The following is a 20,422-nucleotide window of genomic DNA, read 5'->3' as shown; positions in this document are numbered from 1 at the left end:
GAGATCTCATGCATCCCGTCGCGCTCGCCGGCGCAGCAGCTGGGCGCCTCGCGCACTACGCGATCTCCGGAGTGGTGGGCGCCCTGATCATCAAAGGTGCAGCCAAGCGCCTCCCTGAAGCAAAGCCTGCCGCACGCAAGGCGGTTGTCGGGGGCCTGGCCGGTGGAATCGTGGCTGGGCGTTGGCTGGCGTCGGCCGCGGAAGAGGCCCGGCTCAAGGCCGGTGACGTTCTCGCCGAGGCCCGTACGTCACTGGGCGAAGAGGTTCCGCCACCCTCTGCGGTTGCGACTGAGGGCCACGAGCACGACCACGAGCACTAACCATGTCCGGTGTGGTCGTCCGCTCCGTCGCCTCGGGACGGGCCCGGCTGACCGTCCCGTGGGTACGGGCGCGCCCCGGCAGTGCAGGCTTGGTCGATGAACGGCTGACTGGGATGCGGGGCTTCCGGGCGCTGCGCATTTTCCCGCGCACCGGCAGCGTGGTGATCTGGATGGTGCCGGACCTCCTGGACGTCGACCGCTTGATCGCCGCACTCGAAGAGGCCCCACCCGCCTCCATGCCCGCGAAACCCACGCGTTCCACGCCCGACTCCTCCACCGGCGAACTCGCCCGGCTGGTCGTTGGTGGCGCGGTCCTCGCTCTCGTAGCTGTGCGCCGGCTGCTGCGCCGCCCCCGCATCACTGCCGGCTCCTCCGGCCTCCTGGGGGCAATCACCCTCTTCACCGGCCTGCCGTTCTTCCGTGGCGCCCTGCGTTCGCTGCGCGGCCGCAGTCACCCAGGTACCGACACCCTCGTTACGGCAGCCACCGTCATCTCGCTGGTACTGCGCGAGAACGTGGTGGCCCTCACCGTCCTGTGGCTGCTGAACATCGGCGAGTTTCTACAGACCCTGACCCTGCGCCGTACCCGGCGCGCCATCGAGGAGTTGCTCACCATCGGCGAGGAGCGGGTCTGGCTCGTGCGGGAGGATGGAGGCGAAGGAGCGGACGGCGAGGGACGTGTCGAGGTCGAGGTGGCGCTCGAAGAGGTCGCGCCGGGCGACGCCGTGGCCGTCTACGAGCACCACCGGATCCCGGTCGACGGACAGGTCGTCAGCGGCGAAGCCCTCGTCGACCAAGCCGCGATCACCGGTGAGGCGCTGCCCATCTACGCCCGCGCGGACGCCGAGGTCTACGCCGGGACCATCGTCACCTCCGGCTCGCTCACCGTCCGTGCCACCTCCGTCGGCGCGGACACCACCGTCGGCCGCATCATCAGCCGCGTCGAGGAGGCGCAGTCCGACCGGGCGCCGATCCAAACCGTCGCCACCCGCTTCACCCAGCGCTTCGTCCCCGTCTCCTTCGCCCTCGCCGCCCTGACCTACGCCGTCACCCGCGACGCCCGCCGCGCCATGACGATGCTGCTGATCGCCTGTCCCTGCGCGGCCGGGCTCGCCACGCCCACCGCCATCAGCGCCGCCATCGGCAACGGCGCCCGCCGCGGCACCCTCATCAAGGGCGGCACCCACCTGGAGGGCATCGGCCGGGTCACCGCCGTCGTCTTCGACAAGACCGGCACCCTCACCTTCGGGCGGCCGCTGGTCACCAGCGTGGTCACCCTCAGCGACCGATACACCGCCGACCAGGTCCTCTCCCTGGCCGCCTCCGGCGAACTGCACGCCCGCCACCCCCTCGCCCAGGCCATCGTCGCCCACACCGAGGAACAACACCTGCGCGCGCCCATCCACCAAGCCTGCGAAGTCGTCCTCGGCATGGGCATGCGCGCCGAACTCGATGGCACCCAGCTGCTGGTGGGCAGCCCCGCCTTGCTCCGCCAGCACGGCGTCGAGCTGACCGGTGAAGCCCAGGGATGGACCGAACAGCTGCGCGGCGGTGGCGAGACCGTCATCTGCATCGCCCACGACGAGGACCTGATCGGCCTGCTCGGAGTCTCCGACGCCGTACGGTCTGGGGCCGGCACCGTCATCCGGCAGCTGACCGACCTCGGAGTGTCCCGTGTAGTGCTGCTCACCGGCGACGCACCCGAGACCGCCCAGGCCGTCGCCGACACCCTCGGCATCGCCGAAGTCCACGCGCACGCTCTGCCCGAGGGCAAGCTCCAGCTGATCCGCGATCTCCAGGCTGAGGGCTACACGGTCGCGATGGTCGGCGACGGCACCAACGACGCCCCCGCCCTGGCCCTCGCCGACGTCGGCATCTCCATGGGCGCGCACTCCTCCCATGTCGCCCTGGAAACCGCCGACATCGCCCTGCCCGGCGACGACCTGCGGCAGGTCCCCGCCGTCGTCGAACTCAGCCGCCACACCCTGCGCGTCGTCCGCCAGAACTACGGCCTCGCCATCGGCGTCAACCTCCTCGGCCTGATCGCAGGCGCCGGCGGCTCCATGAACCCGGTCCTGGCCGCTCTGCTGCACAACACCAGCAGCATCGCAGTGGTCGGCAACTCCGCCCGGCTGGTCAACCACACCCCGCACCTTCCCCCGGTGGCCGACGACGTACTGATCGCAGCGCCACTGGAGGACCACCGGGTGCGCTGACATCTCGCCCGGGAGCGTGTCCCGGCCTCCCCGTCAGTCCCGGGTCAGCGTCGCGCCAGGCAATGATGCCGCCGGTGAGACTACGGACGTCGGGATGTCCCATACGCGTCAGCAGCGCAGCGTAACGGGCGGACTGTTCGCCGACGGGACAGGTCAGCAGGACCGGCTGCCGCCTGCTGAACGGCAAGCCCCCTCGCACCAGCTCGGCGAACAGCTCGTCGACGATGTTGATCGCTCCCTCGATGTGCAGCGAGGCATACGCGAACGGGCTGCGCAGGTCGACCACCACGGGCCGCTCCTGCGCGATCCACTGCTGGGCTTCCTGGACGTCGATAACCGAGGCCGCGCCGATCTCAGCGCTGGTCAGGTCGGCCACCGAGTTCTTGCGAGGCGGCTGATGGGAGAGGTCGGGACGCCGCTGCTTGATATAGCTGACGTAGCTCTCGATACGGTCGCGCACGATGAATACCGCCGATTTGCGGCCCCCCGCCTCTGGCCTGACGTGACGTCAGCTCTGTATCGGCCGCGCGTAGGTGTCGTACGGTCCCGTGGTAGGCGGCTCCGCCGGTGGGTCCGGCCAGGATGCCGCAGCGGCGGGCCAGGGTCAGCATGCCGTCAATGGCCTCGTCGGAGGTCACCGGCTCCGGAGCATCGTAGGTGGCCGGGTCGACGAGGCCGACCTCATATGCCTCATCGATGGTGCGGATGCCCGGTATGAAGTCGTGCTTGCCCGCAACCAGACCCACAACCTTCACGTTCGGATCGTGCCCGCGCAGCACTCCTGCCACCCCGGTGGAGGAACCGGCGGTACCCACGCAGGCGATGAACCAGTCTGGTGCCCGGCCGCCCAGATCCTTCACGATCTCCGGCCCGGTGCCGGCGGCGTGCGCCTCGCTGTTGCGGGCATTGAAGTACTGGTCCGTGTGCAGGTAAGCCCTGCCGGGCTCGGACAACTCCCGGTGAAAGAGAGTCAACGGGTCTTCGGTATTGGTCGGGTCGAGGCATTCGGTCTGTCCGGGCAGCTCCTCGATCTCGGCACCCAGCAGCAGAAGCAGATCCTTGATTTCCGGTACCCGCATCCGGTTCGTGACGCTCTTGAACGACAGGCCGTGCATCCCCGCGATCACAGCCAGGGCCTTCGCCGTATTGCCGCTGGACAGCTCCACTACCTGGCTGCCCCTCTCCACTGCGGTAGCCAGGCCGGGCTGCGCCATGTTCCACGCGGCGCGGTCCTTGACCGAGCCGAAGGGGTTGAGCAACTCCAGTTTGGCGTACAGGTCGATGTGACGCAGACCGTGCACGGCCGGGTCGATGTGCACCAGCGGGGTATTCCCGATGGCGTCGATGATGCTGTCGTACAACACGGCTGTCCCCCCGGACGTGTGATCGGCCAGTAGTGCCCGTCGAGGCACCGGCTCCGGAAACCGCGTCTTGAGAGGCGCAGAGCCCCGCTCGGCGACGAATGCGGAGGAACTCCTCCGATATTGGCAGAGACCTCAGACGCGGGTCCGGATACACAGGCAGCCGCCACGAGACCCCTCGTACGGGCATGCCCGACCTCGACGTGCGCGGTTCGACGGTAACCACTTCCCCCTTGCTAGGGTCATTACACCCTTTGAGAGCGCGTCTACCAGGCCCCTGCCTCATTGCGGTCAACCGCCGGGAGCGGCATCCGCGTCATCGCGCATGGCGAGGCGCAAGTGCTCGATGCGGTAAAGGCTTCGTCCAGTAGTTGCGCGACGTGATTGTCGTAGAGGCGGTAGACGATGCTTCGCCCAGCACGGCGGCGGTGAAGAGGCTGAGGACGCACAGCAGCGAATTGGTGGGAGACGGCGGACTGCTCCGTCCCGACGGCCGCGGTGAGTTCGGTCACCGACAGCGGCCCGTGCCGCAGTCGCGTGAGAATCAGGAACCGGGACGGGGTGCCCAGGGTCTGAAGGGTGGCGGCGACCGTGCAGACCGTGGCGTCGCCGAGGCGAGCGGCCCTGACCTGCACTGGCAGACCGCTCGCCATGTCACCGGCGTGCACAGCGTCCGTGAGCGCGGGTACGCGCCTGCGCCCAGGGGAATTTGTCGTCGGTGCTGTCATCCCCAGCGCCCAGCCGATCCAGGTCGCCCGCCAGCCCTCCGGCGACGGCCTTCGCCGGAGGGCTGGACGACGACGATGTTGGCCTGTCCGCACGGGCCGAGGCATTCGGTTGAGCGGTCCGCGAACCGCCCGCCCGATTCCGCTGCGGCGGCGCGGAGTCGGGCGAGCTGCCACACCGCCGACGAGGTACTGATGGCGGCGCCGTTGAAGGACCGGCGGGTGCGCTCAGGTCCGCCCGGGGAACGGGCGAAGGGACAGCTGCACCTTCAGCTGCTCGCCTTGGTGCAGCGCAGCGGGACTCAGCAGGCATCGGATCCGGATCGGCAGCCGTTGACGCCGGAAGTGGCGGGCGCCTCAGAGGCAGCGGGCATCGTGCAGCATCCGTCTCCGCGCCAGGCGTCGCGGCCTTCCTTGGCAGCGACGGTGGCGATCACGAGGGCGGCGATCGGGTCGGCCCACGCCCAGTCGAACAGCAGGTTGGCAAGGAGCCCGAGCAGGAGCACGGCGGACAGGTAGGTGCACAGCAGGGTCTGCTTGGAGTCGGCGACCGCGGCGGCAGAGTGGAGTTCGCGTCCGGCCTTGCGCTGGGCGAACGACAGGAACGGCATGACAGCCAGCGAGAGGGCAGCAAGGACGATGCCGGCTACCGAGTGCGCGGCTTCACCAGTGCCCGTGAGCGCCCGGAGGGAGTCGACAGCCACGTATGCAGCGAGGGCGAAGAACGAAAGCGCGATGATGCGAAGGGTGGTCTTCTCCCGGGCCTCGCGGACGGCCTGGTCGCTGGCGGAGAACTGCCATGCCACAGCAACGGCGGAGGAGACCTCGATCACCGAGTCGAAGCCGAAGCCGATGAGGGCGGCGGAGGAGGCGAGAGCGCCGCACATGATGGCGACGACCGCCTCGATGACGTTGTAGGTGATGGTGGCGGCCACCAGCAGACGTATCCGGCGCGCGAGTACCTCCTGGTGGGCCGGGCCGGTGCCTATGGACGTGGACATCACCTAGCAGCACCCCCTCTTGTCGGCTTCGACGCAAGTGCGGTCGGCCTCGACGGCGGTGATCGCGGTGCGCAGGTTGTCGAGTGCATGACCGAGCCGGGGGTCGGCGAGTTCATAGCGGGTGCGGCGACCGACAGGTACCGCGACCACCAGCCCGCAGTCGCGCAGGCATGCCAGGTGATTGGACAGCCGGGTGCGCGAGATCCCGAGCCGGTCGGCCAAATGGGCAGGGTGCTCCGGGGATTCGCGCAGGGCCAGCATCAACTGGCAGCGGATCGGGTCAGCGAGGGCCCGCCCGAAGCGCGCCAGTACCTGGACTTCGGTGGCAAGGGTCAGCATCTCTTTAGAGTACATAGAATCTTGAATTCAGGTAATGGTGAACTGTTTGCTGCGGGGCGGTCGGACGAAGGTCTGGGGAGATCGGCATCGACGGGGCCGCCGCGGCACCGTCAACTTGGTGGTCGGGGTCCGTGGGATGATTTTCGGTCGATCGTCTTGGAGAGGGCCTGTTCGTGGAGACCGCCACCGTCGACGCTCCGTCGTCCAAGGGCTTCCGGTATCCGGGCGAGGTCATCGCTCACTGTGTGTGGCTGTACCACCGTTTCCCGCTCTCCTTCCGGGAGATCGAGGAGCTGATACTGGAGCGGGGCGTCACGGTCTCGTACGAGATGGTGCGGCAGTGGTGCGCCAAGTTCGGCCAGGACTACGCCAACCGGCTGCGCCGGCGTCGCCCCAGGCCCGGGACAAGTGGCACATGGACGAGGTTTCATCAAGACCAACGGGCGGCAGCACTACCTCTGGCGTGCCGTTGACCAGGACGGCAACGTCCTCGACATTCTCGTCCAGCCCAAGCGGAACGCGCGTGCGGCCGAGCGGTTCTTCCGCCGCCTGCTCAAGGAGTACGAGTATCTGCCCCGGGTGATCGTTACGGACAAGCCGCGCTCCCTGTGGCGCGGCGCACCGCCAGGTGATGCCCTCGGTGGAGCACCGCAGCTCTCGGTACCTGAACAACCGGGCGGAAAACTCGCATCAGCCCACGAGGCAACGGGAGCGCGCCATGCGGCGCTTCACCTCACCCGGCCACGCACAGAGATTCCTCTCCGCTTTCAGCGGCATCTCACCCCCACTTCCGGCCCCGACGCCACCTGCTCACAGCCCGTGACTACCGAACCGAAATGCACCACCGCTTCATCACCTGGCGAGAAGCCACCGGCTGCACAGTCACCGCCTGAAGACAACCGGCCCGGCAGGCCAGCATGCCCCAACCCGCCCTTCAGTCACATAAGTTGACAACACCCCTGTGCCCCCTCGGCTCACTACACACTGCGGCATACCCTGACAGGTGCCACTGACAATCGGCCCGCCTACGGGGGAGATGAGGCTGCCCGACAACGTTGCTGCAGAGGTGACGCCAGGCTTGTGGCTGAGGCTGAGGGCGGAGCGGCGCTTCGCCCGGGAGCGTGTGGACCCGACGGAGGTCGGCGAAACAAGCGAGGTGCGGCGCGCGTGGGCCGTCGCCTCTCTGCCGGAGCGCCAATCAAGCAATGAGGTCACGCCTCGGGTCTTTATTTGGTGCGGGCTGCTGGGCCTGGGGCTGCTGACGCAAATCAAGTTCTGTTGCGTCCCTTGCTGAGGAAACAGGCGCACGAACTTCAGCAGGTATCGCCATCTGTGGCGGCCATTTTGAAATATCGACGCCGGCGGAGCGGTTAAATGGCTACCGCTCTGGCAGCTGTGCGGATTTCTGAACGGTGAGCAGCCGTTGGTGCCTCGCTGTCAGCGCGCAACTCGGTAGATCAGGTGCTTAGAAGGCGCCTGCTCTATCCACTGAGCTACGGGGGCTGAGCTGCGAAAACGCAGTCTTCCAGCACTCGCCCCACGGAGCTTGTGGGACGTATGTGGGATCAGTAGATCCCACAGGATCCGTGGGACGCGAGCGCCCCAGGCGGGCCGTACGTAGGGTCTCACACAATCTTCACGGATCAGCAGCCCATCGCGGAAACAATTCTGCACCCGCCCGACGTTCCTGCTCTTCGAGTCGAGGAGGGGAAGGTGTCGGGCCTGAAGCTGTTCAACACGAAAGACGGCGTGACCGAGGTCACGCCGCGTCTTGCCGAGGTCGAGGCGGATGTGCAGGACCTCATCGAGGCGCACATGGAGACGATGCTGGGGGTGCGGTTCCTGGCGAGCGAGTACGTCATCGACTGCGTCGACGGCGGGCGGATCGACTCGCTGGGGCTCGACGAGAACAACGCGCCCACGGTCATCGAATTCAAGCGCGGCACTGACGCAGGCGTGATACATCAAGGTCTCTACTACATGGCCTGGCTGATGGACCACAAGGACGCCTTCCGGAACCTGGTCCGCGACCGACTCGGGGCCTCGGCCGCGTCCCAGATCCTGTGGAGCAGCCCCAGGCTGATCTGCGTCGCCGGCGACTTCACCCGCTACGACGCGCACGCCGTACGCGAGCACCGCCGCAGCATCGACCTGGTCCGCTACCGGTACTTCGGCAACGACCACATCGGCCTTGAGACCGTGGCTTCCGTCACCGGCCAGTCGGCGGCAACCAAGCGTGCCCGCCGACGCGCGGCCGGGCTGCCGCCGGCCCGTAGACGGGACGGAGCGATGGCGGAGCTGGCGGAGGCGGTCGACGGGGCGCTTCTCGGCCTCGGGGACGGCGTCACCCGGGTCCAGCGCAAGCAGTACGCGGCCTACCAGCGGCTGCGGAACTTCGCCTGCGTCTGTCCTCCACAGCAGACCAAGCTCCTGGTCTACCTCAAGGCCGACCCGAAGGGCGTCGACCTCGTTCCTGGGTTCACCCGGGACGTGACGGGACTGGGTCACCACGGCACGGGCGACCTGGAGGTGCAGCTGCGTACGGAGCGGGACTTGGAGCGTGCCCAGGACCTGTTCCGTCTCAGCTACGCCGCGGCGTAGTGAGCCCGGGAGTCGAAGGACGCGGGCGGGGGCGGTTATGGTCTGCGGTCGTTCGTGCGCTGCCTTTCGACGTGCCGGTCAGGTAATGGCGGTGGAGTAACAATCCTCCGGAGAATGGCGCGTTTGGCCAACCGCCGATCTGCGGCTATGTTGCCCCATCGCCTCCCCAGATCGTGGGCAACATTGCTGCGGTGGTCACCGCCCGGGAGGCTCGGTCGTGCGTTTGCAGGTCTGATGGCGGGCCGGCGTCTGGGCGCGGCCCCGTCGCGACGGCCTGGCCCCGGGTTACTGAGCGACGAGAGAGCGGATGTGGCTGGGGCTTGGAACATCGGAACGAAAATCGGCGCTAAGCCCTCGTCGTCGACGCAGACCCGCCCGCCGCCGAGCCCGACTTCCTCGTACTCCAGCCGGATGTCGTCGCTGCCCACGTAGCGCGGCTGGTCTTCGAGGTGGGGGAACGCGGTCTTCAGCGCGGCGAGGGCCGCAGCCTGCGTCTGGTGCCAGTGCTGCTCCCAGGTGTCGATGGCCTGGAGGACGGCGGACTGCATGTGGTGCTCCGTTCGGTCACCGGGCACCGGCCGAGGGGCCGGGTGCCGGGCGGGTAGTGCAGCGGGGCAGCCTCCCGGCCGGAGGATCTAACGTCGCGGTGACCTGCAGACGGGCGTCAGGGCCTGGTGGGCTGCTGGACCTGCTGAATGTCGCGGCCGTTGTGCTCGATGCGGACGGGCGGATTGTGCTGTGGAGCCCGCAGGCGGAGGCGCTGTTCGGTTACTCGGCCGGTGAGGCATTGGGCCAGTACGCCGGGCGGCTTTTGGTCCACGAAGAGCACTTGGAGCAGGTCCTGGAGTTGTTCGCCCAGGTCATGGCGGGTAGTGGCATCTGGGCGGGGGTGTTCCCGATTCGACACAAGGACGGCAGCACCAGGCTGGTGGAGTTCCGCAACATGCGGCTGTCGGACGACCGGAACGATCTCTATGCGCTGGGTCTGGCCTCGGATCAGGCTACGGTGCGGCGGGTGGAGCGGGACGTGGCCCTGTGCACTGCGCTGGTTTCCCAGTCTCCGATCGGGTTGGTGGTCATGGACACCGATCTGCGGTATGTCACGTGCAATCCCGCGCTGGAGCGCATCGACGGTCTGACCGCCGAGGAGCTGGTTGGCCGGCGCGTCCGTGACGTTCTGCCCCATTTGGACTACAAGGCCATCGAGCTCTCGATGCGCCAGGTGCTCGCTACTGGCGTCCCGATCCTGGACCAGGAGATCGTCGGGCGCACCTTCGCCGACCCGGATCATGAGCATGTGTGGTCGGTGTCGACCTTCCGGCTGGAGGACCCCAGGGGGAAGGTGCTGGGGGTGGCGAAATCGATCGTGGACGTCACCGACCGGCACCGTATGGCTGCCGAGGCACACCACGCGCGGCAGCGCCTCGCGCTCATCGCGGACGCCTCCGTGCTCATCGGCACGACTCTCGACCTGGACCGGACCGCGCACGAGCTTGCTGACATCGTCGTGCCCGACCTGGCCGACGTCGCCGCGGTCGACATCCTCGACAGCGCCCTGGACCGCCGCAGCCCGCCACGGCCGGCGCAGGGGTCGTCGCTGTTCCGGGCACTGGCGGTGAAGGCGGCCTACCCCACCGAAGCGCTACGTGCCGCCGACCCCATCGGCGACCTCGCGCACTATGGCGCCGATCGCCTGGTGACCCAGTGTGTGACCTACGGGGAGCCGGTCCTCGTCCCCCGCGTGGAGCGCAGCGACCTGTCGCGCATCGCCCGCGACCCCGCAGGCGCAGCCCTCCTGGCACGTGCTGGCCTGCACTCCTACTTGGCCGTGCCCCTGACCGCCCGCGGCGAGGTACTCGGCGCCCTGGACCTCAAGCGCATCCGCAACCCGGCGCCTTTCGACGAAGACGACCTGGTCCTGGCCAGCGAGCTGGCCGCGCGGGCTGCCGTGTCCATCGACAACGCCCGCTGGTACCAGCGCGAACGCAGCACGGCGCTCACCCTGCAGCGCAGCCTCCTGCCCCAGCACCCGCCGCACCGGCCCGGACTGGAGATCGCCTACCGCTACCAGCCCGCCGGCGCCGCCAGCGAGGTCGGCGGCGACTGGTTCGACGTCATCCCCCTACCTGGCGGCAAGACGGCCCTGGTCGTCGGTGACGTGATGGGCAGCGGCGTCACCGCCGCCGCCACCATGGGCCAGCTCAGCAGCGCCATCCGCTCCCTGGCCAACCTCGACCTGGAGCCGGCCCAGGTCCTGCACAACCTCGACTGCAGCACCAGGGGCCTGGAGCAGTGCATCGCCACCTGCGTCTACGCCATCTGCGACCCCGGCCGCCGGCAGTGGCGCATCTCCACCGCCGGCCACCTGCCACCTGTCCTGATACGAGCCAGCCTCGCCCCTCAGCTCCTTGAACTGCCCACCGGCGTCCCCCTCGGCGTCGGCGACATCCCCTTCGACACCACCACGCTCGACCTCCACCCCGGTGACCAGCTCCTCCTGTATACCGATGGCCTGGTCGAGACCCGCGACCAGCCCATCGACACCCGCCTGCACGTGCTCCTGGGCCTCCTCGCCGAACCCCATGGGGCCCTGGAAGAAGCCTGCGACCAGCTCCTACACGCCCTGCGACAACCGGATGGCCACGACGACGTGGCCCTCCTCTTTGCCCGCGTCCAGGACCATCCGCCACAGCCTCGCCCACGCAGCGGCCCTCCGTAGAGCGGAGACGAGCCCCACCCCCACTGAGTCCAGCCCTCGGTGGCGGGGCGGAGCGCATTTGGGCCATGCTGACGCGATGGACGACGAGGAATCGTTGGCGGAGTGGGCGCGCAAGCGCGAGCAACGCCGGGCGCGGAATAAAGGCCAGCTGCGGGCGGTGCCGCTCAGCTCGGGCCCGCACTGCGGGGCGCACGTCGAGCCGGACGCGCCCAGGGTGATCCAGGAGCACGACGGCACTGAGTGGGTGACAGTGAGCGTCGTGGAGAGCCTGGCTGCCGCGAAGGCGATCCTGTACCCGCCGCAGCCGGCCGAGGAGAAGCCCACCGAGTGGGACCGTCCTGCGTTGGGCAAGGGGCGGGGCCGGCATCGGCGGCCCTCCTCCGCTAAGGACAGTGACGCGTGATGCTCCTGTGATCGTTGTGGCATGAGCATTGGTCGGGTAGACAGGCGTTCGACGCACATTGTGTACGAGGGGGAGAACATGCCCGACCGGACGTCGCCTCACAGCGAGCGGGAGTTGGCCTGGAATACGCACGTGGTGGTGGCGACCCGCACGCCGTTCGTCGCCATCCTGCCGGGGCAAGATCCTGATTGCCGCATCGCAGAGGCGGTATACGACAGCAGCGCGGTGCACCACGCGCTGCGGAAGCTCGCCGCGGGCATCGCCCCCGACTCGCGCTTGGTACTGACGCTCCTGCCTGCCATGGTGGCCGCGGGGAACCTCATGTCGCTGCGCTCGTCCTGGATCCATCACTGCAACACACGGTTTCGCCTCGACGCCGCAGCGGAGGACACCAACAGCGAGATGTCCCGGCAGTACGTAACCCCTGACACTGTGCGCGCCTGGTCGCATTTCACTGCGGGGCGGGCCGCGTACGACGAGACGACGGCGGCGGTGAGGGAGTTCCAGCCGGTGCTGGCCCAGTTCTGCGGCGTGAGCGCCGGGACGCCGGGCGGGCCGGGGCGTTCCGGTCTGCGGGTGGTCTCGCGCATACGGGAGGCGTCGTGAGCGAGGGCTGGACGATCCTCGGCGTCATCCTCGCCGTGGCCATCGCGGTCATCGGCAGGGGGTTCGTGCACAGCTTGAAAGAGGGGATCCGGGGGGACCTGATCGCGCTTGGTGGCATCCAGCGTGCCACCGATTCGATGGCGCAGCTCAGTGGCACCACGACGCACGCCTTCGCGCCGCCGCTGGCGGCGGACCGGAAGTATCCGTACGGCTGGTTGTGGTGGCGCACGCAGATCGGAGCGGATGGGACGGCGGAGCGCGACATGGGGTGGGCGTTGACGTACAGGCGCGCGCGGCGAGCCGCAGGGCTGGCTGTGGACTGGAGATCGGCCGGCGGTGAGTTCGTCATCGCCCCCGACCGCACCGGATTGTCCCTCGCGACGCGCGACGATCAGGTCAACCGCCGCTCTGATCAGGGGCATTGACCCTTCGATGACTACCGCTTGACCACGAACGGGGGCTTGAGGGGCGGCCGGGGCTTTCGGGACGGCGGGGATCTTCTGCTCGGGCGCGGACGGCGTCTTGGGCTTCGCCTGGCCCTTCAGAGCGCTGTCCGGCGCGGGCGGGTGGGAGGAGCCGCCGGCCGTGGGCAGTCCGGCCCCGTACACGATGCACGGGCGGTCGCCGCCGGATGAGACAAGGTCGCCGCCCTTGGAGTGGCGCCACCTGAGACATGCTCATGTCATCCTGGACCGGGCGCGATCCCTACCAGACACAGCAAAGGCCCCGCACCGAAGCGCGGCCCGTCGCCGGTCACTCCGACCAAAAAAGCCCCGGATCTTCGTCCGGGTCGCAGTCCTCGAACGGGTCGAAGGCGCCGGGGCGACATAGTCACCAGCTGCGTTCACGTAGCCGCTCGGTACGTGCTGCCGCTCCGTCGCCCGGCGAACCCGATTCGAGATCAGCGACCGGCGCACCTCGCGCGCCTCATCCGCGGGCAACTCCGCGCGCAAACGGCGAAGCAAATGCGCCCGCAGCGCACGCTTAAGAGCGACCGAGGATAGGTCCGAGGGTTGCGGAAGCCCAGGGATCTCAGAGGGCGTTAAGTCCGTTTCTGATATTGGCCGCGTCCGGGTTGTTCGAGGAGCCCTTGGCGGACGAGTCGGCTCAGGCGGGAGCGGGTGACGTTGATCGAGGGCTCGTCGGTGGGCAAGCCAAGGTGTTCGTACAGATCGCGGACGCGGAACACCTTCCCGGGGTACTCGTTGAAGGCGGTCACGATGCGCTGGTAGACGGTGGCGCTCTGCGCGGCGCGCAGCCCGCACCGCTCCACCGCCTGGTCCAGGAGGGCGATGCCGGCCTCGTTGTCGTGCGCGGAGGCGGGCAGGACCACCACGCCGGTGATCAGGCCCAAAACGTCCACGGCGAGCCCGCGCTTCCTGCCGGGCGTCTTCTTGTTTGCGTCCAGTCCCGTCGTCGTCTTCGGCACCCCGGCCGCCACGCGGACGGACTGGGTGTCGATGATCACCAGGGACGGGTCCTCTAATCGTCTGGCCCGCTCCCGCACCTGGCAGCGCAGGATCTCCTGGATCCGTTGGTCAAGGCCGTCCTGGCGCCACAGGGTGAAGTAGTAGAACACCGCAGACCAGGCCGGGAGGTCGTGCGGCAGGAGCCTCCACTGACAGCCCGTCCGGTTCTGGTAGAGCAGCGCGTTCACGACCTCGCGCAGGTCGCAGGAGCCCGGGTCCCCGGTCGTCGACCGCGCCACCCGCTCCTGCTTCCACGCGGTGACCAGCGGCTCGATCAACGACCACTGCTCGTCGGACAAGTCAGTTGCGTACGGCATCCGTTCCATGCCCGCGACCCCATCATGCACACGACATGACATGAGGACGGAACTGTCCCATCACCCACGAACGGGCGACATCAGACCATCCCGAACGGGACTTAACGCCCTCTCAGCATGAATATGCCGATCAGTTGGGCCGCACGACGACCAGTACCACGAACGAGCGATCATGAACCGAGAGGGAAGGGACGTAGCGCCCTTTCAGGGGCTGTTGCCGCGCGGAAGGCGCTGGGGCTCACGCCCCGATGGCGTTTGAAGGCGGCGCTGAAGCCGAAGGCATCGGCGTAGCCGACAGACTTGGCGATCAGAGCGATGGAGGAGTCGGTGTCGGACAGGAGTGCCTCGGCCTCGTCCATACGGCATTCGGTGAGGTAGGTCAGCGGCGGGCGACCCATCACCTCGGTGAAGCGTTTGGCGAACAGCGCTCGGGAGACACCGGATTCGGTGGCGAGCGCCTCTACCGTCCATCCCTTGGAGGGCCGGGCGTGGAAGGCTTCGAGGGCGGGGGCGAGGACCGGGTCGGCCAGGCCGCGGTACCAGTCGGGGGCTTCCGAGCCCGCCCGGTCGAACCAGGTACGCAGCGTACACACCAGGGCCCAGTCCAGCAGTCGGTCCATCAGAGCCTGGGAGCCGGCCGAGCGCAGGGCGGCGTCGGCCGCGGCCGTCTCCAGCCAGGCGCAGACCTCTGTGCCCTCGTTGATCACGAGTACGGGCGGCAACGCGCGGAGCAGTCGTTCATGGCGATGGCCCGAGGCGCGGTAGGCGCCCACGATCAGTGCGGTTGCTCCGTCCGGTTCGTTGCCCCAGCGGATGCCGCCGAGGTCTTGGGCAGTGCATTCGGCATCCGCTGCGAAGCACGCGATTTCGTACTCGATGTGTGGGCGGTCGAGGGTGGCCGGCTGGTCCACGAGGTGAAATGTGTCGGGGCTGCGCACGATGGCCGTGTCGCCGACGCCGACCGCTTGTTCGGCACCGTCGGGCAGCAGCAGGATGCCACCGCCCCGCAACACGCTGACCATCGTGAGCGGGGCGCCGTCGGCGAAGCGGATGGTCCAGGGCGCTTCCAGCACGGCGTGGCTGACGACCGAGCCCTCGGCCCGGATGCCACTGAGCAGCGCACTCAAAGGATCCACGGATGTCATCGTAGACGAACTCCTATGCAGCGGAGCGTTTCTCCCATGGATCATCTAATTGATCACGGGTGTACTGGACTGGTCGAACTGACCGAGACCAGCCAGGAGAAACCGTGTCGCACCGCAGCAGCGCTGCCAGGACCGCCCTTGTGGTCATCGCACACCATCGGGCCGATTCCCTCACCGCGCACACCGCCCGCCGTACCGCCGCGCGACTCGAGACCGCCGGATACCGCGTCGACCTGCTCGACCTGCACGCCGAAGGGTTCGACCCGCGGATGAACGTGGCGGACCAGCCTGACTGGGGCAACCGGGAGAAGCCGTACTCGGACGAAGTCCAGGCCCATATGCAGCGTGTTCTCGACGCCGATGTCGTCGTCGCTGTGTTCCCCGTGTACTGGCAGAGCGTGCCCGCCCTCCTCAAGGGCTGGATCGATCGCGTGTGGAACTACGGATTCGCCTACGGCCGCAGCAAGCCCCGCCTAGCGGGCAAGCGCATGCTGTGGCTGGGCCTGGCCGGCGCCACCTCCGACGACCCCATCACAGAGGGAATGCAGACCGTGCTGGAGACCAACCTGAGCGAGGGCATCGCCTATTACTGCGGATTCTCCTACTCCTCCGTCGCCCTGCTCCCCGACGCCGAGGAGCGCCCGCAGCGCATTGATGCCGAGGGCAATCTGCTGGTCGGCGACGCGGTTGCGGGAGCCGAGCGCGAGGCGCAGTATGCCGAGTTCGACCGCCGCGCGCGGAAGGCCGTGGAAGGGTTCCTTACGGCGGAACTGGTGGCGGCCTGATGACGGGCGCAGGATCCCGCGCTGCCAGGTGCTACTCAGCCCCAACCTGATCGACACGACGGCCCGCATCGACGAAGCGGCGATGCGGGCCGGACGGGGCTCTCTACCAGAAACGGACTTAACGACCTCTCATGGCGATGGAAATGCTCTACTGGTCCTCGCCTGTCATGTCGGACGATCTTCTCTGCGCCATCAGCGCGGGCGCACTCCGTCGATGACGAGTGTCAGCAGGCGGTCGGTTTCGGCCGCGCCGTCACTGTCGTGTTCGGTGGCCAGCGCAATGGCTCCGACAAGTTTGAGCAGCTGGGTGATGGTGACCTCGGGGCGTACGGCGTGCGCTTGGTGAGCGCGCGCGAGTAGTTCGCTGCCGGCGTTCACGATGAGCGTGTGGCAGGTGTCCCCGAGCGTCGGATCGCCGGCCCCAGGCATCAGAGCTGCCCCCAGGCCCTTGTTGGTTACGGCGTGTGCCCCGACGGCGTGAAGCCAGGTGACGAGCGCGGCTTCCCGGTCAGGCTCGGTCGCGAGGTCGCGCGCCTTGGCGCAGAGGGTCTCCACCCGGTCTCTGAAGACGGCCTCCAACAGCGCCTGCCGGGATGGGAAGTGCCGGTGCAGTGTGGCTGAGCCGACCCCGGCATGGCGCGCGATCTCCTCCAAGGAGGCTTCAACGCCGTGCTGGGCAATGGCGGCCCCGGCGGCGGCCAGGATCCGTTCATAGTTGCGCCGCGCGTCGGCGCGCATGGGACGCCTGGGCGAGGACGGCACGGTGGCGTCTTGGGACACGGGAGCTCCTGACGGCTTGCTAACCGGGGTGGTCCTCCATATCGTATCGAGCGTTAACCGGAGGGCCACCCCATTTACGGGTGTGCCCCTCCCCGGTGTGTGCGACATGCAGGAGAGACAGTGGAACCAACGGACAAGACCGTCGTCGTGACGGGCGCGACCGGCCTGCAGGGCCGGGCAGTGACCAGGCATCTGCTCGACGGTGGCTGGCAGGTGCGCGCCCTCACGCGCAATCCGGACGGCGCGCCGGCCAAGGCCCTGGCGAGCACCGGCGCGCAGATCGTACGCGCGGAGATGGAGGACATCTCCTCTCTCGTCGACGCTGCCGAAGGCGCCTACGGGCTGTTCAGCGTCCAGCCCACGGTGGGTTCACCCGGTACGGAGGCGGGCTTCTCCGCCGAGGACGAGGTCCGCTGGGGAAAGAACATCGCCGAGGCCGCCCGAACCGCCGGCATCAGGCACCTTGTCTTCAGCTCGGTCGCCGGCGCTGACCGCCACGGCAGTGAGGCGTTGCCCCGGAACCTGATCAGCAAGTGGCAGATCGAGCAGCACCTCGCGAAGCTCGGCCTGCCCGCCACGATTCTGCGGCCGGTGTCCTTCATGGAGAACTACACCGGTGAATACGCCCTGCAAGGCGGCAACCTGGTCTCAGGTATCGCACCCGACGTTCCGCTGCAGATCATGGCCGTGAACGACGTCGGCTTCGTTACCGCCCTGGCCTTCTCCCAGCCCCAGGAGTGGATTGGGCGAGCCATGGCCTTGGTCGGCGACGAACTGACTCCGGTACAGATCGCCGCGCACATCGAGACGGCAATCGGGCGCCCGCTTCCGTACGCCCAGATCCCGATAGAAACCATCCGCGCCGTCAACGAGCAGTTCGCGTTCGCCCACGAGTGGCTGAACGAACGCGGTTACCGCGCCGACATCACCGCTATGCGGCGGATCCACCCCGCCGCGATGGACTTCCGCACCTGGCTGGAGCGAACCGGTGCAGCCCAGATCACGGCATTCCTGAACGCCCAGGATGCAGAGGGACAGGACGCATGAGCGGTGAGAGGCCCCACCTTGGACGTATCGGCATCTGGGCCGGCGAACTCGACGACTGCACGGCTGCCAGTGTCCGCGAGGCCGTGACCACGATCGAGGAGCTCGGCTTCGGCGCCTTGTGGTTCCCCGAGACAGCGGGTCGGGAAGCGATGGCGCAGGCCGGGATCCTGCTGTCGCAGACCCGCCGGATCGTGGTGGCAGCCGGCAGCACGGACATCTACGCGCGCGACCCGGTGACGACCGCCGCCGCACAGCGCACCCTTGAGGAGGCATTCCCCGGACGCTTCCTGCTCGGTCTGTGGGACAGCCACCCCAGCCTCGCCGAAGATATCCGCGGCCACCGCTTCGGCCCCCCGCTGCCCACCATGCGCGCCTACCTCGACGCGCTGGACACCGCCCCGTTCGGGCCGCCAGCCACGGGCCCCTCGCCCCACCGTGTGCTCACGGCCCTGGACCCCGGCATGCTCGCACTCGCCGTCGAACGAGCCTGGGGCGCAAACCCGTTGGGCATGCCGGTCGAACACACCCGCAACTCCAGAGCAGTGCTCGGACCCACCGGGCTCCTGGCCGTCACCCAGCTGTGCGTGCTGGGCCCGGACCGCTCGCACACCGCCGCGCTGGCTCGCACCACGGCAGCAGCTGCCCTGCCCAACCGTCGCACCCTGCTTCCAGACCTGGGGTACGAGAACGTGGACTCGCTCGACGACCGACTCGTCGACGCGCTCGTGGCCCACGGCACCGCCGAGGATATCGCCCGCCGCGTCCATGAGCACCTTGACGCGGGGGCCGACCACGTCAGCCTCCACCTCCTCACCACCACGCCCCACACCCCGCCCACACAGCAGTGGAAGCAACTCGCAGTACACCTGCTGCCCTGACCCGGCCCGGGAACGTGGCGAACAGGCGCGGCTCTGCTGTTCTCGCCGCCCTGTTCGCCGAGCAAGCCGAGGAGATGCCTTGCCCTGTCGTGCCGTCATCTCTCTTTGAGCCTCTCTGGGAACAGTTCTCGGCTCTCCTGCCCGAGCGACCCGAGTTCGACCCCACGCATCCGCTGGGCTGCCACCGTCGACGCGTTCCAGACAGGATGGTGTTCGGACTGGTTGTCGAAGCGCTGGTACACGGCTCCGGATACGAACGAGTCGCCACCGCCGACTGCTCGGACTGGACCATCCGCAACAGGCTCAGAGAGTGGAGCAACCTGGGACTGGCACACGAACTGCACCGCATCGCGCTGACCGCCTACGACAAGATGATCGGACTGGAGCTGTCCGAGCTGCCTGTCGACGGCTGTCACACCAAGGCCCCGTGCAAGGGCGACAAGGCAGGGCCGTCGCCAGTCGACCGGGCCAAGCAAGGGCTCAAGCGTTCCACCCTGGTCGACGGCGGCGGGATACCGCTCGGCCTCGCCTCAGCCAGCGCCAACCGGCACGACTCGGTCCTGCTCGAACCGACCATAGAAGCCGCCAAGCACCAGGTCGGGAACCTACCCACCAATGCCACCGGGCATCTCGATTCGGCCTACGACGGCAAGCCCAGCCGCCGGATCCTCGACGACCACGGCCTCATCGGCGAGATCGCACGCAAGGGCGTGCCCGCTCCGATCCAAGTCGGCATGCGCTGGGTAGTTGAACGCACCCAATCCTGGATGAACGGCTACGGCAAGATCCGCCGCTGCTTCGAACGCGATGGCCGAATAGTCGACTTCTACCTCTACCTTGCCGCCGCGTTCGTCACCGTGCGCGCCTTAATTCGACGTGCAAGAAAGCTCTACCGGTGGCCGAGCCGCCCAACTGCACGTCGCCTGAGATGACGCCTAACCTCGGTCGCCCTAAGCCGGAGCATCAGCACGTAGCGCGAGGGGTGAGCACGGAAGTAATCGACGTCCTCGTCAGTGATCCCCGCATCTTCGAAGATCCGCCGGAAGACGATCGCCCGGCCTTCCCTGCCGATCACGTGGTTGAGCAGATCGGCGCTGGCGCAAAGATGCCGGGCGATCTCCTCCTGTTCGACGCGCGACAGTTCCTATTCCGCGACGTCCTCGCGAAGCGGCCGGATCACAGGCGCCTCCGGTATCGCCGCCAGCCACGCGGCAACCTTCGGCGACGGCGACGACAGATTGCCCCGCAGCCGTACGTCAAGGCTCTGCGTCGTCTGCCCCACGTAGCGGACCCGATCCGGGTATCGCCGGTCCTACAGGCCGTAGACGGTCCCGGTGAACACCAGCTCGGACGGGTCGAAGCCGTCCACAAACTCAAGCCCCCAGTTCATGAGGGACACGGTAGGGGGCGTGCGCATGACGGCCTCGCGCCGGTCGCAGCCAACGACGACGAAGGCCCCGCACCGAAGGGCGGGTCCGGGACCGGAGAGACGGTCAGGCGACGGCGTTACAGATCGGGCAGGGCTGCGATATCGCGCGGGGTGATGTGGAGGGCGTGGGCCAGCTGGTGCCGGGGGCCGGTGACGGAGGCGGTCACGGCACCGGGGTGCGTGGGGTGCGTGTCGAGGTGGACATGCACGTCGGTGGAGGGCGGTGGCACGACGGGCTGCTCGCTTCTGCCGGTGGCCGGGCTGGGCCCGGCCACCGGCGC

At 68.3% G+C, this 20,422-nt stretch carries 17 protein-coding genes and 4 pseudogenes; 12 read left to right on the top strand and 9 right to left on the bottom strand.

The window, feature by feature from the left end:
* The first annotated feature begins 8 nt into the window (after positions 1 to 8).
* Entirely contained in the window at positions 9 to 320 is a 312-nt protein-coding gene (locus tag ADL29_RS18280; RefSeq protein WP_053924707.1) for a DUF1490 family protein, read from the top strand.
* Between the two features lie 2 nt (positions 321 to 322).
* Positions 323 to 2,536, top strand: a complete 2,214-nt coding sequence (locus ADL29_RS18275) for a heavy metal translocating P-type ATPase (RefSeq protein ID WP_053924706.1) — start codon at positions 323 to 325, stop codon at positions 2,534 to 2,536.
* Positions 2,537 to 2,582: 46 nt separating this feature from the next.
* Here ADL29_RS18275 and ADL29_RS18270 read toward each other — a convergent pair.
* The 5 genes and pseudogenes from ADL29_RS18270 to ADL29_RS18255 form a co-directional block, all read right to left on the bottom strand.
* Positions 2,583 to 3,900: pseudogene (locus ADL29_RS18270) on the bottom strand (pyridoxal-phosphate dependent enzyme); the annotation flags it as partial.
* 263 nt (positions 3,901 to 4,163) lie between these two features.
* Complete coding sequence (locus tag ADL29_RS18265) at positions 4,164 to 4,550, bottom strand: ArsR/SmtB family transcription factor (RefSeq protein ID WP_342671171.1); 387 nt, start codon at positions 4,548 to 4,550, stop codon at positions 4,164 to 4,166.
* Position 4,551: 1 nt separating this feature from the next.
* Positions 4,552 to 4,798, bottom strand: a pseudogene (locus ADL29_RS45330) ((2Fe-2S) ferredoxin domain-containing protein); the annotation flags it as partial.
* Between the two features lie 126 nt (positions 4,799 to 4,924).
* Positions 4,925 to 5,623: a cation efflux transmembrane domain-containing protein gene (locus tag ADL29_RS18260; protein ID WP_053924742.1), complete on the bottom strand. Its 699-nt coding sequence runs from the start codon at positions 5,621 to 5,623 to the stop codon at positions 4,925 to 4,927.
* 3 nt (positions 5,624 to 5,626) lie between these two features.
* Positions 5,627 to 5,962, bottom strand: a complete 336-nt coding sequence (locus ADL29_RS18255) for an ArsR/SmtB family transcription factor (RefSeq protein ID WP_053924705.1) — start codon at positions 5,960 to 5,962, stop codon at positions 5,627 to 5,629.
* 173 nt (positions 5,963 to 6,135) lie between these two features.
* Between ADL29_RS18255 and ADL29_RS18250 the strand changes: the two are divergent.
* From ADL29_RS18250 to ADL29_RS18220, 6 genes and pseudogenes are all read left to right on the top strand, one after another.
* Positions 6,136 to 6,855 (top strand): annotated as a pseudogene (locus tag ADL29_RS18250) (IS6 family transposase).
* Positions 6,856 to 7,675: 820 nt separating this feature from the next.
* Positions 7,676 to 8,563 (top strand): DUF5655 domain-containing protein, encoded by an 888-nt coding sequence (locus ADL29_RS18240; protein ID WP_053924703.1) that lies wholly within the window; start codon positions 7,676 to 7,678, stop codon positions 8,561 to 8,563.
* Positions 8,564 to 9,209: 646 nt separating this feature from the next.
* Entirely contained in the window at positions 9,210 to 11,282 is a 2,073-nt protein-coding gene (locus ADL29_RS18235; RefSeq protein ID WP_053924702.1) for a SpoIIE family protein phosphatase, read from the top strand.
* 76 nt (positions 11,283 to 11,358) lie between these two features.
* Positions 11,359 to 11,685 carry a DUF6087 family protein gene (locus ADL29_RS18230; RefSeq protein ID WP_053924701.1) on the top strand — a complete coding sequence of 109 codons (327 nt, stop codon included), beginning with the start codon at positions 11,359 to 11,361 and terminating at the stop codon, positions 11,683 to 11,685.
* A 21-nt stretch (positions 11,686 to 11,706) separates the two neighbouring features.
* Positions 11,707 to 12,291, top strand: coding sequence for a hypothetical protein (locus tag ADL29_RS18225; RefSeq protein WP_053924700.1), 585 nt, complete (start codon positions 11,707 to 11,709; stop codon positions 12,289 to 12,291).
* Complete coding sequence (locus ADL29_RS18220) at positions 12,288 to 12,716, top strand: hypothetical protein (protein ID WP_053924699.1); 429 nt, start codon at positions 12,288 to 12,290, stop codon at positions 12,714 to 12,716. Before ADL29_RS18225 ends, ADL29_RS18220 begins: the two co-directional genes overlap by 4 nt.
* Before the next feature lie 641 nt (positions 12,717 to 13,357).
* Here the strand turns inward: ADL29_RS18220 and ADL29_RS18215 are convergent.
* Together ADL29_RS18215 and ADL29_RS18210 are read right to left on the bottom strand one after the other, a co-directional pair.
* Positions 13,358 to 14,086 (bottom strand): annotated as a pseudogene (locus ADL29_RS18215) (IS5 family transposase); the annotation flags it as partial.
* Positions 14,087 to 14,247: 161 nt separating this feature from the next.
* Positions 14,248 to 15,213, bottom strand: a complete 966-nt coding sequence (locus ADL29_RS18210; protein WP_425424257.1) for an AraC family transcriptional regulator — start codon at positions 15,211 to 15,213, stop codon at positions 14,248 to 14,250.
* Positions 15,214 to 15,326: 113 nt separating this feature from the next.
* Between ADL29_RS18210 and ADL29_RS18205 the strand changes: the two genes are divergently transcribed.
* Positions 15,327 to 16,007 carry an NAD(P)H oxidoreductase gene (locus ADL29_RS18205; protein ID WP_053924697.1) on the top strand — a complete coding sequence of 227 codons (681 nt, stop codon included), beginning with the start codon at positions 15,327 to 15,329 and terminating at the stop codon, positions 16,005 to 16,007.
* A gap of 192 nt (positions 16,008 to 16,199) precedes the next feature.
* Here the strand turns inward: ADL29_RS18205 and ADL29_RS18200 are convergent, their stop codons facing one another.
* Positions 16,200 to 16,745 carry a TetR/AcrR family transcriptional regulator gene (locus ADL29_RS18200; RefSeq protein WP_053924696.1) on the bottom strand — a complete coding sequence of 182 codons (546 nt, stop codon included), beginning with the start codon at positions 16,743 to 16,745 and terminating at the stop codon, positions 16,200 to 16,202.
* Between the two features lie 141 nt (positions 16,746 to 16,886).
* Here ADL29_RS18200 and ADL29_RS18195 point away from each other — a divergent pair, with 141 nt between their 5' ends.
* From ADL29_RS18195 to ADL29_RS18185, 3 genes are all read left to right on the top strand, one after another.
* Positions 16,887 to 17,834, top strand: coding sequence for an NmrA/HSCARG family protein (locus ADL29_RS18195; protein WP_470622711.1), 948 nt, complete (start codon positions 16,887 to 16,889; stop codon positions 17,832 to 17,834).
* Complete coding sequence (locus ADL29_RS18190) at positions 17,831 to 18,712, top strand: TIGR03620 family F420-dependent LLM class oxidoreductase (RefSeq protein WP_053924694.1); 882 nt, start codon at positions 17,831 to 17,833, stop codon at positions 18,710 to 18,712. Before ADL29_RS18195 ends, ADL29_RS18190 begins: the two co-directional genes overlap by 4 nt.
* A 74-nt stretch (positions 18,713 to 18,786) precedes the next feature.
* A complete protein-coding gene (locus tag ADL29_RS18185) occupies positions 18,787 to 19,644 on the top strand; it encodes an IS5 family transposase (RefSeq protein WP_053924741.1) in 858 nt (285 codons plus the stop codon).
* Positions 19,645 to 20,218: 574 nt separating this feature from the next.
* Here the strand turns inward: ADL29_RS18185 and ADL29_RS18180 are convergent.
* Positions 20,219 to 20,416 carry a hypothetical protein gene (locus tag ADL29_RS18180; RefSeq protein ID WP_053924693.1) on the bottom strand — a complete coding sequence of 66 codons (198 nt, stop codon included), beginning with the start codon at positions 20,414 to 20,416 and terminating at the stop codon, positions 20,219 to 20,221.
* Between the last annotated feature and the right edge of the window lie 6 nt (positions 20,417 to 20,422).

This window comes from Streptomyces chattanoogensis, from assembly GCF_001294335.1.
Taxonomy (GTDB): Bacteria; Actinomycetota; Actinomycetes; order Streptomycetales; family Streptomycetaceae; genus Streptomyces; species Streptomyces chattanoogensis.
Note: the sequence above shows the minus strand (reverse complement) of the source record. Positions and strands in the feature narration are given on the sequence as shown.